Annotated in this window: 10 protein-coding genes; 7 read left to right on the top strand and 3 right to left on the bottom strand. The window is 64.0% G+C overall.

What is annotated here, in order from left to right:
• Window positions 1-11: 11 nt before the first annotated feature.
• Both I8746_RS08270 and I8746_RS08265 read left to right on the top strand, forming a co-directional pair.
• Window positions 12-1,589, top strand: a complete 1,578-nt coding sequence (locus I8746_RS08270; protein WP_221100445.1) for an ATP-binding cassette domain-containing protein — start codon at window positions 12-14, stop codon at window positions 1,587-1,589.
• A 136-nt stretch (window positions 1,590-1,725) separates the two neighbouring features.
• On the top strand, window positions 1,726-2,745 hold the full coding sequence (locus tag I8746_RS08265; protein ID WP_003247906.1) for a branched-chain amino acid aminotransferase: 1,020 nt from the start codon (window positions 1,726-1,728) through the stop codon (window positions 2,743-2,745).
• A 113-nt stretch (window positions 2,746-2,858) separates the two neighbouring features.
• On the opposite strand, the gene I8746_RS08260 is transcribed toward I8746_RS08265, so the two are convergent.
• The gene (locus I8746_RS08260; RefSeq protein ID WP_221100444.1) at window positions 2,859-3,287 is read right to left on the bottom strand and encodes a multidrug/biocide efflux PACE transporter; all 429 of its coding nucleotides are present in this window, start codon (window positions 3,285-3,287) and stop codon (window positions 2,859-2,861) included.
• 92 nt (window positions 3,288-3,379) lie between these two features.
• On the opposite strand from I8746_RS08260, the gene I8746_RS08255 reads away from it, so the two are divergent.
• From I8746_RS08255 to I8746_RS08240, 4 genes are all read left to right on the top strand, one after another.
• Window positions 3,380-4,234 carry a LysR family transcriptional regulator gene (locus I8746_RS08255; RefSeq protein WP_017148300.1) on the top strand — a complete coding sequence of 285 codons (855 nt, stop codon included), beginning with the start codon at window positions 3,380-3,382 and terminating at the stop codon, window positions 4,232-4,234.
• A 154-nt stretch (window positions 4,235-4,388) separates the two neighbouring features.
• Entirely contained in the window at window positions 4,389-6,134 is a 1,746-nt protein-coding gene (locus tag I8746_RS08250) for a hydantoinase B/oxoprolinase family protein (RefSeq protein ID WP_221100443.1), read from the top strand.
• A 13-nt stretch (window positions 6,135-6,147) separates the two neighbouring features.
• Window positions 6,148-8,232: a hydantoinase/oxoprolinase family protein gene (locus I8746_RS08245; protein WP_221100442.1), complete on the top strand. Its 2,085-nt coding sequence runs from the start codon at window positions 6,148-6,150 to the stop codon at window positions 8,230-8,232.
• A 148-nt stretch (window positions 8,233-8,380) separates the two neighbouring features.
• Window positions 8,381-9,337 (top strand): helix-turn-helix domain-containing protein, encoded by a 957-nt coding sequence (locus tag I8746_RS08240; protein WP_012052130.1) that lies wholly within the window; start codon window positions 8,381-8,383, stop codon window positions 9,335-9,337.
• Window positions 9,338-9,396: 59 nt separating this feature from the next.
• On the opposite strand, the gene I8746_RS08235 is transcribed toward I8746_RS08240, so the two are convergent.
• Window positions 9,397-10,290 (bottom strand): DUF2950 domain-containing protein, encoded by an 894-nt coding sequence (locus I8746_RS08235; protein WP_088512699.1) that lies wholly within the window; start codon window positions 10,288-10,290, stop codon window positions 9,397-9,399.
• Complete coding sequence (locus I8746_RS08230) at window positions 10,287-11,753, bottom strand: DUF3300 domain-containing protein (RefSeq protein ID WP_014753373.1); 1,467 nt, start codon at window positions 11,751-11,753, stop codon at window positions 10,287-10,289. The genes I8746_RS08235 and I8746_RS08230 overlap by 4 nt, the downstream gene beginning before the upstream one ends.
• Window positions 11,754-11,998: 245 nt before the next feature.
• Here I8746_RS08230 and I8746_RS08225 point away from each other — a divergent pair, with 245 nt between their 5' ends.
• A complete protein-coding gene (locus I8746_RS08225) occupies window positions 11,999-12,250 on the top strand; it encodes a hypothetical protein (RefSeq protein ID WP_014753375.1) in 252 nt (83 codons plus the stop codon).
• Window positions 12,251-12,252 lie beyond the last annotated feature (2 nt).

The following is a 12,252-nucleotide window of genomic DNA, read 5'->3' as shown; positions in this document are numbered from 1 at the left end:
TGGAGTTGTGCATGACGAACACGTCGATTCTGACGCTGGACAGCGTCTCCTTGGCCTTGCCTGATGGCAGGCCGCTGTTTAGCAACCTCAACGAAACCTTCGACCAACGCCGCACCGGCCTGGTCGGGCGCAATGGCGTGGGCAAAAGCCTGCTAGGGCAGATTCTTGCCGGCCGGCGTGAACCGAGCAGCGGCCATTGTCGGCGCCTCGGGCCTGTCCATTTGCTGGACCAGCAAGTCATCGCGCGCAGCGCCACGCTGGCCGACCTGGCCCAAGTGGGGCCGGTGATTGCGGCGCTGGAGCGCATTGAGCAAGGCAGCATCAAGCCCCAGGATTTCGACACCGTTGGCGAGCGCTGGGATATCCGCGAGCAATTGCAGCTGCAGCTTCAGGGCCACGGGCTGGGTCAACTCGACTGGCGCCAGCCCGCACGGACCCTGAGCGGTGGCCAAGCCATGCGCGTGGCGCTGATTGGCGCGTGGCTCAGCGATGCCGATTACCTGATTCTCGACGAGCCAAGCAATCACCTGGACAGCAACGCCCGTGCCCAGCTGCTGAGCATGATCGAAGCCTGGGACCGTGGCTTGCTGGTGATTAGCCACGACCGCAGCCTGCTGGCGCACATGGCACGCATTGTCGAATTATCCAGCCTGGGCTTGCAGGCCTACGGTGGCAACTACAGCCTCTATAGTGCGCAAAAAGCCAACCAGACGGCGCAGGCCCAGCAGCAACTTGCCCGGCTGAAGCAGGAGCAGCAACGCCAGGCCCGTGAACTGCAGCGCCAACGCGAAGACCTGGAGCGCCATCAGGCCCGGGCCGGGCGCCAAGCCAAGCACGCCAACCAGGCCAAGATTCTGGTCGACCGCAAGCAGGAGCGCAGCCAGGCCACTGCTGGCAAGCAGCGCCGCGACCATCGCGATGCTCGGCAAACGCTACTGGGCAAAGTGCGTGACGCCGCCCGCGAGGTGGAGCAAGACAGCGCTATTACCTTGCACGCGCCCACTCCTCAGCGTCATCCGGGCCGAGAGGTCTTGGCCTTGCAGGCACTTTGCTTGCCCCATGGCACCCGCAAAGCGCTTGACCTGCGCTTGTGCCTGGGCCAGCGCGTAGGGCTGATCGGCGCCAATGGCAGTGGCAAGTCCACCCTGCTCAGGCTGCTGAATGGGGAATTGCCAGCATCGCCCGACAATGTGCGCCTCAGTGGCGAGACCGCCCTACTCGACCAGCACTGCAGCACACTGGCAGGCAACCGCAGCGTGCTCGAACACCTGCACCAAGCCAACCCGACGCTGGACCAGGGAAAATTGCGCAGCCGCCTGGCGCAACTGGGCCTGGATGCAGCCCGTATCGAACTGCCCAGTAGCCTGCTGAGCGGCGGCGAGCGTATGAAGGCGGCGCTGGCCGCCGTGCTGTACCGCGAACGGCCGCTCGATCTGTTGCTGCTGGACGAACCCGGCAACCACCTGGACCTGCCATCGCTGACAGCCCTGGAAGGTATGCTTGGGCAGTTTCGCGGGGCGCTGATAGTGGCGTCCCATGATGCGGTATTGCTGGAAAACCTGGCGCTGGATGAGTACTTGCTGTTGTAGACACCGAAAAAAAAGCATCGCAGCCTATCAATTCGTGACTGGCCGTTCCCGATCCGCCAAGGATGGTTTAAGGTGGCATGGTGCGCATATAACAGCAGCCCGAGCGATCGGGCACTTGCAAGACAATGAGGGTGTCATGAGCAACGAAAGCATTAATTGGGACAAGCTGGGTTTCGACTACATCAAGACCGACAAACGCTACCTGTCCGTATGGCGCAATGGCGAGTGGGACAAGGGCACCCTGACCGAAGACAACGTACTGCACATCAGTGAAGGCTCCACGGCCCTGCACTACGGCCAGCAGTGCTTCGAAGGCCTGAAGGCCTACCGTTGCAAGGACGGCTCGATCAACCTGTTCCGCCCGGACCAGAACGCGGCCCGCATGCAGCGCAGCTGCGCACGCCTGCTGATGCCGCACGTGCCGACCGATGTGTTCATCGAAGCGTGCAAGCAAGTGGTCAAGGCGAATGAAAAGTTCGTGCCACCGCACGGCAAAGGCGCCCTGTACCTGCGCCCGTTCGTGATCGGCACCGGCGACAACATTGGCGTGCGCACCGCCCCCGAGTTCATCTTCTCGGTGTTCGCCATCCCGGTTGGTTCGTACTTCAAGGGCGGCATGAAGCCGCACAACTTCCAGATTTCCAGCTTCGACCGTGCTGCCCCACAGGGCACCGGCGCGGCCAAGGTCGGTGGCAACTACGCTGCCAGCCTGCAGCCGGGTGCTGAAGCGAAGAAGGCCAACTTCGCCGACGCCATCTACCTCGACCCGCTGACCCACACCAAGATCGAGGAAGTCGGTTCGGCCAACTTCTTCGGCATCACCGCCAACAACGAGTTCGTCACCCCGAAATCGGCCTCGGTACTGCCAGGCATCACCCGCCTCTCGCTGATGGAACTGGCGCAATCGCGTCTGGGCCTGACCGTGATCGAAGGCGATGTCGAGATCAGCAAGCTGGACCGCTTCGTCGAAGCCGGTGCCTGCGGTACCGCAGCCGTGATCACCCCGATCGGCGGCATCGAGTACAACGGCAAGCTGCACGTGTTCCACGACCTGGAAAAGGTCGGCCCGGTTACCCAGAAGCTCTACAACGAGCTGACCGGTATCCAGAGCGGCGATGTAGAGGCACCGGCAGGCTGGATCGTCAAGGTCGCCTGAGGCGCATCAGCTGTATGAAAACGGGGCATGCCAGCGATGGCATGCCCCGTTTTTCATGGGTTTATACGGTCACCTTGGGCGGTTGTACCCGCAAAGCAGGCGACGCGGGGCATTCATGCCAGGCGCCGCTGCACCAGCAGGTGCCGGGCTTTGTCGAACGCCCAGTTGTAGACCACGGTGTAGGGCAGGATGATCACGAAGAAGCCCAGCTCCACCATGAACGCCTGCAGCAGCGAAATCTCCAGCATCCAAGCCGCCACCGGCAGGCACCACACCACCAGGCCGGCTTCGAAGCCAAGACCGTGCACGAAACGCGTACTGGCCTTCCAGTTGATGCGTTCGGTTTGCACCCAGCGATCAACCAGTGCGTTGTAAACCATGTTCCACAGCATGGCGATCACCGACAGGGTCACCGCCAGCGCGCCCGCCGTTGCCAACGACTTGCCCATGAACCAGGACAGCAGCGGCGCACACAGCAGTACCGCAAACACTTCATAGCCAACAGCGTGGACCAGGCGTTCGGTGAAAGACACGTTTTTCATTGCACATTCCATCCATTGCGGGAGTCGTGCTTCCCATTTTCTTTGATAGAACTGATACTCGCGACATAGCTACCATCGGTTTTATCAATACCATGCGTTACTCTCCCGAAGCTCTGGTCGCCTTTACCGAAGCCGCCTCACTCGGTTCGTTTTCTGCGGCGGCGCGCAAGCTGCGCAAAAGCCAGTCCACTGTCAGCATCGCCATCGCCAATTTCGAGGCCGATATCGGCTGCCCACTGTTTGACCGCAATGGCCGCCACCCCACGCTCAATGAGGCGGGCAGGCAGGTGCTGAGCCATGTCGAAGCAATTCTCGAGGCCAGCGCCCAGCTCGATGCGCTGGCAGTGCGACTGGCGCAAAATGTCGAGGCGCTGGTATCTGTGGTGATGTCGGACAGCTACAGCGTAACGTTCCAGGGGGCGGTGATGACTCGCTTCGCCCAGCACTACCCCCATACCGAGCTACGCTGCGGCCCGGCGGAGGACGCTGATGTAATCGAGATGATCCAGCAGGGCCTGGCCCATGTCGGCATCCTTGCCACACAGCCCGGCTACCCCGCCGACGTGGCCGTGGCGCGCTTGCCGGAGCAGGCAGAGTTCGGCGTGTATGTCGCCAGCGAGCATCCGTTGGCAAGCCTGGCGCAGGTAAAGGCGCAGCATCTGGAGAACGCACGACAGCTGTATATCAAGACCTATGCCCCCAGCCTGCACCATGGCCGTGGCCAAGCGTGGTCGGCACCGGATTACCTTACCCTGCTGGAGTTCGCCGTGCGCGGGTTTGGCTGGGCCGAGCTGCCCAGGGCGCTGGTAAAACGGTTTGGCAACGAGCTGGTGGAGTTGCAGATAGCGGGTTACCCCCGACGGGTGGATATGGATGTGGCCTGGTCGAGCCGGCGTGCCTTGGGGCCGGCCGGGCAATGGCTGGTGCGACAGATGTTGGGGCAATAGTTGTGTCGCCTGCCCGAACTTGAAGTGCGCCCAGACACAACAACCGGTACACCCAGCGACAAGCCTTCCCCCCACCCCGCCCCTTAGCCTGTCACCACGCGCCGCCCCGCTGCGGCACGCACCCAAAAAGCACAAGAACAAACGTTGGTGACCTATGCAGACAGTAGATCCGATCACCCTTGCGGTTGTCCGGGGTGCGCTGGAGACAGCGCAACGCGAAATGACCCTGACCCTGGAAAAGACCGGGCGCTCCAGTGTGTTCAACCTGGCACACGACTATTCCAACTCGCTGTTCGACCACTTGCCGGAAATGATCCTGCAGGGCCAGGACATTCCCATCCACCTGGGCTCGCTGATACCGGCCATGAAATGCGTGGCCGAGTTCTTCGGCGACGACATCGCCGAAGGCGACGTGATCTACCACAACGACCCCGCCTACAAGGGCAGCCATATTCTCGACTGCTGCATGTACAAACCGGTGTATTACCAGGGCGAGCTGGTGTTCTGGACCGTTTGCAAGGGCCACCTGACCGACATCGGCGGCCCGGTGCCGGCGGGCTACAACCCCGATGCCAAGGAGATCTATGCCGAGGGCCTGCGCATTCCACCGGTCAAGCTGTGGGAAAAGGGCAAGCGTCGTGAGGACGTGATCAACTTCATGCTCACCAACATGCGCGCCCGCCCTTATCAGGAAGGCGACCTCAATGCCCAGTATGGTGCCTGCAAGGTCGGCGAGCGGCACCTGCTGGAGCTGCTGGACAAGTACGGCGTGGCACAGGTGCGTGCCTGCATCGCCGAACTGAAGAACATGGCCGACCGACACATGCGGGCGCTGTTGCGCGATGTGCCGGATGGTGACTACAGCGGCACCGCCGTGCTCGAAGATGCCGGCCACGGCCTGGGTGAACTGGCCATCACCGCCCATGTGCAGATCCGTGGCGACCAGGCCCATGTGCGCATCGAAAGCCCGCCGCAGGTGCCGTACTTCATCAATTCCTATGAGGGCAACTCGGTATCCGGGGTTTACCTGGGGCTGATGATGTTCGCCCAGGTGGCGCCGCCTTACAACGAAGGCCTGTATCGCTGCGTAACGGTCGATGTCGGCCCCAGGGGTACGCTGTGCAATGCCGAGGAACCCGCGCCTCACGTCAATTGCACCACCACGCCGATGGAAACCCTCGCCGATGCCGTGCGCACGGCACTGGAACAGGCCTCGCCACAGCGGGTAACGGCCTCCTGGGGGCATACCAGCGGCATCAACATTGCCGGCCGCGACCCGCGCAACGGCAATAGCGAGTACGTGACGATGGTGCTGGCCTCGATCATTTCCGGTGCCGGTGCCAACAAGGTGATGGATGGCTGGCACGCCTGCGGCCCGCTGTGCTGCTTCGGGGCGCTGATGAGCGGTGACATCGAGCTGCTCGAACACGCTTATCCGGTGCTGATCCACCGCTACAGCCTGATGGCCGACAGTGGTGGCGCCGGTGAGTTGCGCGGTGGTTCGGGCACCCGCCTGGAGATCGAGCCCCTGGACCACGCCATGACCGTGGTCGGCTTCGGCGAGGGCCGCCAGTTGCCCACCGCTGGTGCCGCCGGGGCTCGCAATGCCCTGCTCGAGCCCAAACTGGGCCGGCTGATCCATCGCCATGCCGATCGCCGCGAAGACCACTACACGCAGAACCCCATGCTCACCCTGCAGCCCGGCGAACGCATCATCAACATCAACCCAGGGGGTGGTGGCTACGGCGACCCACTGCGCCGTCGGGTCGCAGCAGTACTGGAGGACGTGCGCAACGGCCTGGTCTCGCCACAAGGCTCAGCCCTGGAATATGGCGTGGTCCTCGATGCCGATGGCCAACTGGACGAAACAGCCACCCGCCTTGCCCGCGCCCCGCGCTAACCGGAGAACACGCATGCGTAACCAATATCGCCTGGGCGTAGACGCCGGCGGCACTTTCACCGATTTCATCCTGGCCGATCGCGACGGCGGCGTGCAGCTGTTCAAGGCCCCCTCCACGCCGCAGGACGGCACCTTGGCCATTCGCGCCGGCCTGGCACAGATCGCCGACGCCACCGGGCGCAGTCCGGCCGAACTGATCGCCAACTGTGACCTGTGCATCAACGGCACCACCGTGGCCCTCAACGCGCTGATCGAGCGCACCGGGGTCAAGGTGGGCCTGCTGTGCACCGAGGGGCACGAGGACAGCCTGGAAATCCGCCTGGGCCACAAGGAAGAGGGCCACCGCTACGACGCACACTACCCGCCGGCACACATGCTTGCCCCACGCCACCTGCGCCGGCCGATCGGTGGCCGAATCCTTGGCGATGGCCGTGAGCACAGCCCGCTGGACGAAGCCGCCATCCATGCCGCCATCGACTACTTCCGTGCAGAAGGCGTGCAGGCCGTGGCCATTTCCTTCCTATGGTCGGTGCGCAACCCCAGCCACGAACAACGGGCCGCCGAACTGGTACGGGCTGCCCTGCCCGAGGTGTTCGTCTGCACCGGCTGCGAGGTGTTCCCGCAGATTCGCGAATACACCCGCACCTCCACCACCGTGGTCAATGCCTACCTCAGCCCGGTAATGGCACGTTACGTGGCGCGCATCGACAGCCTGTTCCAGGCACTTGGCGCACAGCAGCCGGTACGCTACTTCCAGTCCAACGGCGGGTTGGCGCCCGGGCACCTGATGCGTGAGCGCGCCGTCAACGCGATCAACTCTGGTCCGGCCTCAGCGCCACAAGCCGGGCTGGCAGTAGCCAAGCCGTTCGGTATCGACAACGTCATTACCGTGGACATGGGCGGCACCTCGTTCGACATCACCCTGACCAACGCCGGACGCACCAACTTCAGCAAGGACGTGGACTTCCTGCGCCAGCGCATCGGCGTGCCGATGATCCAGGCGGAGACCCTGGGTGCCGGCGGTGGCTCCATCGCCCACCTGGACGAGTTTGGCATGCTCCAGGTCGGACCGCGCAGCGCCGGCGCCATGCCTGGGCCGGTGTGCTACGGCAAGGGTGGCCGCGAACCCACGGTCACCGACGCCAACCTGGCACTTGGCTACCTGCCCGACGGCGCACTGCTGGGCGGCAGTATCCGCCTGAACCGCCAGGCCGCGCTGGACGCCATCCGGAGCACGATCGCCGAACCGTTGGGCATCAGTGTGGAACGCGCGGCATTCGGCATCACCACCCTGGTCAACCTGAACATGGTCAACGGCATCCGCCGCGTATCGATCGAGCGCGGTCACGACCCGCGTGACTTCGCCCTGATCGGCGCAGGCGGTGCGGCGGGCATGCACGTGGTGCGCCTGGCCGAAGAAATCGGCATGCACACCGTGCTGATCCCCAAAGTGGCCTCGGGCTTGTGTGCGTTCGGCCAGATCCTGTCCGACGTGCGCTACGACCAGCTCACCAGCCTGTCGATGCGCCTGGACGCCGGGCACGTCGACCTGGCGCAACTCAACCAGACCCTCACCGAACTGCGTGAGCAAGGCCTGGCCAACCTGCGCGAAGACGGTTTTGGCGACCAGGCCAGCAGCTGTCACTACACCCTGGAGATGCGCTACCTGGGGCAAATTCATGAGTGCAGTGTGGACCTGCAGCAGCACAGCCTGGACGAGGCAGGGCTGGCCGCGCTGGTCAGCCGCTTCCACAGCCGCCACCAGACCCTGTACTCGTACAGCGAACCCGACAGCCCGGTGGAGCTGGTGAACCTGGAGTGCTCGGTGATCGGCCACCTGCCACGCCCGCCGCAACCCGAGCTGCAGGGACCGGCCGAGCCCCCCGCCCCCACCGCGCAATCCGTCCGCCCGATGCTGTTCAGTGCCGACGGTGAATGGCAGCCCACACCGGTGTTCAACGGTAACCACCTGTTGCCAGGGCAGACCGTGCATGGCCCCTGTGTGATCGAGGAAGACACCACCAACATTGTCCTGCCACCCGGCTGGCAGGCTCGCCTGGAGCCTTCGGCCACCTACCGAGTGACACGCGGGGGTTGATCTTGCGGTCGGCGCGCGCCGATCATGGGCCTGACAACCGCCCGGCAGTTTTGCGCTGCCGGGCGGTTTTTACAATAACAAGAGCTGCTTGAGTAGCTTGCCTGCAGTTCCTTTTTTCAATGCTGCCCTCTTTGAAAAAGGACCCACCATGCCCACAGAACTCTCGACCCACGGCTGGCCACAGCCTGAACGCCAGGCACGCTGGGCCGAAGCCATCAGTGACACCTATTTCCCATTGAGCCTTGAATTTGCTGCCGGACAGCCATTCGATGGCCACCTGCAGCGCTGGAGTACGCCGAGCACGCCGCTCAGCCTGTCGCGCCTGCGGTCCAGCCAGCTGGGTTACTCGCGCAGCAACGCGCATATCGGCCAGGACCATGAAGCGTTCTACCTGGTGACCGTGCCGCATGGCAGCGAGGTGCACTTCGAACAGGACGGCCACCCGATCAGTTGCAGCCCGGGCGGTTTCATCGTCGAGCGCGGCGATGCACCCTACCGCTTCCACTACGGCACGCAGAACGACTTGTGGGTGCTCAAGCTGCCCGAGCGTGCGCTCAAAGCCAACCTGCTGGGGCACAAGCGCTATACCCGGCATTGCTTCGACGCCCGTCAGGGCCTGGGGCGCATCTTCGTCGAGCAACTCGACCTGTGTGCCCGCCATTTCGACACCAGCCCCCCGGCAGCCCGGCATCTACTGCTGGAACAGGCCTCCGCCACCCTGCTGCTGGCCTTGCAACAGGATGAGCGCGTGCTGGGCAGCGAAGGCAGCAACCTCAGCACCCTGCACCTGACGCGGGTCGAGCAGTACGTGCAGCAAAACCTGGGTGACCCCGAGCTGTCGCCACAAACCATCGCCAACGCCTGCGGGCTGTCGCTGCGTTATCTGCACAAGTTGTTCGCGATCACGCCCTACACCCTTGGCGAGTGGGTACGCCGTCAACGCCTGGAGGCCGTGCACCGGCAACTGCTTGACCCGCATTGCCACCTGGCGATCGGCGAACTGGCATTTCGCTGGGGCTTTGCCGATCAGGCGCAGTTCACCCGGGCGTTCCGCCAGCAGTATGGGTGCACGGCGAGCGAGGTGCGGGCTACGCGTGCGCACTGATCACAACAACGGAAAATGGCCCGCTTCCACAGGGGCACGGTCGCGTTGGCTTGGCGGGCTCAATCCCCCTCCACCACATCCACCACTTTCCAGCTGTCGTCCGGGTCGAAGCGTTTCATCTCCTTCGCCAGCCTGTCGCCATGCGGCCCGAGGTCTTTCTCGAACACTTGGCCGTCATGGCTGATCATGAAGCTCATCACCCCGGTGTCGTCGTACTTGGCCGGCCAGGCGACCATGGCGAAGCCACGGCTCATCTGGTTGCCGATCAGGTAGCTGTAGGCACCGCCCGGGGCGGATGGGCCCTGTGCATCCAGGATGCGGAAGTGGTAGCCATACCAGGCGTCACCGACCACATCCTGGCCGAACAGCGGGCCCAACGGGCTGACGTCACCGTCGCCATCGTCATCCCAATACAGCCCGTCATGCTTGCCCGGCTCGCTGAAAATCTTCTGTGCGTACTCCAGCGCACCATCTCCGTTGTGGTCCTGGGTGGCGTAGTCCATTTGCGCATCGTGATAGGCCAACAGCGACTGCAGAACACCCAGCTCGTTGCGCCCGATGCGACGGGCGCGAATTTCGGCACTGCCCGCCTTGAGGTCGAAACGCCAGCCCTGGCGGGTTCTGGTCAGCGGTATGGGCAAGGTCCAATGACCGGTGCCCACCGCCAGGATGGCCTTGCCCTCGCCTGACATGTCGATGCTGTGCTGTGCGCGATACTGCTCGAGAAAGGTATCCACATCGCTGCGTTGCACACCACCGCGCGGTATATAGGTGCGCCAGTCATCGCCCAGCAACTGGGCCAGGCGGGCTTCATCAGGTTTTTCCTGGCCCAGCGCCGCGACAAAGGCTTCCACGGCCTTCTCCGGCGTTGGGAAGGCTTGCTGGGCGGCGGCCATGAACGACCAGGCCAAACCTGCCGTCAGCAGCAATGCAGCCAGTGTTGGGCGCTTCATCGACGGCCTCCTGCGCCGCGACGCGCGGGCGCACTGGGCCGGGAGATCGGGTGCCCGGCGGCACGAGACGCACCGGGCCGCTGAGCGAACGACTGGCTGGTACGGCCGCGGTTGGCCTGCACGCTGGTGCGCGACGGCGAGCGCACACCGTCGAAGGCATTGTTGCGGGCACGGCCTGCCGTATTGGCAGGACGGCTCTGCGCCGGCTGCCGCACCTGGCCGTCGCCCTGCCGGCGTTGATTGGCCAGGTTGCCGTTCTGCTGGCGGCCTTGGTCATTGCGGGTTTCCTGCCGACGGTCAGTCGCCCGCGCGCCATCATCACGGGACGGCATGCGGTTGCCCTCAGGATTGCCTGCCTTGGCCTCGCGCATTTGCTCGCGGGCCTGACGGTTACTGGTAGCCGGCCGTTCGATACCTGCTCGGTCCATCGATGCCCGGGCTTTGTCTCGGGCCTGGGCCCGTTGGGCGTCGTCGCCGCGGAACGCGGTGCGCTGAGTGGCACCGTCCAGCTGGCGGCCGTACTGCTGACGGCTGCGAGAATCGCGGTATGGCACCCCGTCGCGGTTGGCGGCATTGTGCTGCCATTTGTTCTGGTTGTTGGTGATGCGGTTGTTGACGTTGAGGTTGTTGTAGCGGTTGACGTCAATGTCGATGTCATTGTTGTCCCAGTCGCAATCGCCCCACAACGAGGCGACGATCGCCACGCCGGTACCGAAGGCCAGGCCGGCCACCAGCGCGGAACCGGGGTAGTACATGGGCGGCGGCGGGTAATACACCGGCGGCGAGGCCGGGTAGGCCCACGTACCATAGGTGGTGGTCGGGTTATAGCTGGGCACATACACCACTTGCGGGTCGGCCGGCGCGATGACGATGGTGGTGGGCGGGCTACTGGCCGCTGCCCCTTGGGTGCTACTGCCGCTTGCGGCTGGCGCCGGTGCAGGTGCGGTCTGCACGGTGACGTGCTGGTACTGGCTGCTCTGCAGATTGCCGGCGGCCTGCGCCTGGTGGCGCAAACGCTGCACGCTGCCCATGACATCATCGGGCTGGGCGAGAAAAGCATCGCCCAGGCGCTGCACCCACACCGGGTCCTGGCCAAGCGTTGCCAGCACCTGCGGGAAGGCCACCAGTGCCTGTACGCTAGGGTCCCAGGGCTGCTTGGCCACTTGTCTGACTGCATCGTCACCGGTGGCCTTGGGGTTGGCCTTGGACCAGGTCACGGCTTCATTGACCTGCCCCGGGTAGGTTGACGCCATCAGCACCTGAGCCAGCAACTGATCAGGGTACAAGGCAATGGGGGCCAGCATCTGGTCCAGTTGTTCCTGGGAGAACACCGGGTCCTTGGCTACGGGCGTGGCAGCGGAAGGCGCCGGATCCGGCGCGGGCACGTCTGCGGCCTGCACCAGGCCCGGGGCAGCGCTCAGGCAAAGCAGTGCCGACAGGACAGCAAACAATGGCATGCGCATCGCTTATCCCCATGAGGTCAGACCGCGTGGGTTAAGGGTAGCAATGGCAGTGCTTTTGACCAGACGAGGGGGCGCAAACTTTTCGCGCTTCAAAGGCGAGATGGTTGATGCGTTTGAGTCTATAGGTGCGCTGCGCCGGAATCGTCGATAGTCACTATCGAGCAGGGCAATTTCTACCGAACGCTGTGGCCGCATAACCTAGCGCCATCCCCACGCTGCCGCCTAGACTGCCCTGGAGCTAACCGATGAATACCTTGGCCCGCCAGCTGTCCGCCACCCTTGCCGTTTTTGCCATCGCCGTGATCAGCGGCTGTGCCAGCCACCCTGAACTGCGCCCGTACACCGCCGAGGAAACCCGCCAGTTGCAACTGGAAGCCTTACAGCGCCGCGGCCTGTCACTGGACAATTACGAGCAGCAACGGCGGGTGATCCTGCGTGCCGGTAACCTGCCTGTCGTGACCGAGGCCGCCGACGCTGAACGTTCTACCAAAGGCTGAAC

The sequence above is a fragment of the Pseudomonas sp. USTB-Z genome (assembly GCF_019691255.1).
Classification (GTDB): Bacteria; Pseudomonadota; Gammaproteobacteria; order Pseudomonadales; family Pseudomonadaceae; genus Aquipseudomonas; species Aquipseudomonas alloputida.
Note: the sequence above shows the minus strand (reverse complement) of the source record. Positions and strands in the feature narration are given on the sequence as shown.

Excerpts from the sequence above, each read along its gene's own strand:
- I8746_RS08270 (WP_221100445.1), top strand. The coding sequence starts at position 12 with ATGACGAACACGTCGATTCTGACGCTGGACAGCGTCTCCTTGGCCTTG.
- I8746_RS08265 (WP_003247906.1), top strand. The coding sequence starts at position 1,726 with ATGAGCAACGAAAGCATTAATTGGGACAAGCTGGGTTTCGACTACATC.
- I8746_RS08260 (WP_221100444.1), bottom strand. The coding sequence starts at position 3,287 with ATGAAAAACGTGTCTTTCACCGAACGCCTGGTCCACGCTGTTGGCTAT.
- I8746_RS08255 (WP_017148300.1), top strand. The coding sequence starts at position 3,380 with ATGCGTTACTCTCCCGAAGCTCTGGTCGCCTTTACCGAAGCCGCCTCA.
- I8746_RS08250 (WP_221100443.1), top strand. The coding sequence starts at position 4,389 with ATGCAGACAGTAGATCCGATCACCCTTGCGGTTGTCCGGGGTGCGCTG.
- I8746_RS08245 (WP_221100442.1), top strand. The coding sequence starts at position 6,148 with ATGCGTAACCAATATCGCCTGGGCGTAGACGCCGGCGGCACTTTCACC.
- I8746_RS08240 (WP_012052130.1), top strand. The coding sequence starts at position 8,381 with ATGCCCACAGAACTCTCGACCCACGGCTGGCCACAGCCTGAACGCCAG.
- I8746_RS08235 (WP_088512699.1), bottom strand. The coding sequence starts at position 10,290 with ATGAAGCGCCCAACACTGGCTGCATTGCTGCTGACGGCAGGTTTGGCC.
- I8746_RS08230 (WP_014753373.1), bottom strand. The coding sequence starts at position 11,753 with ATGCGCATGCCATTGTTTGCTGTCCTGTCGGCACTGCTTTGCCTGAGC.
- I8746_RS08225 (WP_014753375.1), top strand. The coding sequence starts at position 11,999 with ATGAATACCTTGGCCCGCCAGCTGTCCGCCACCCTTGCCGTTTTTGCC.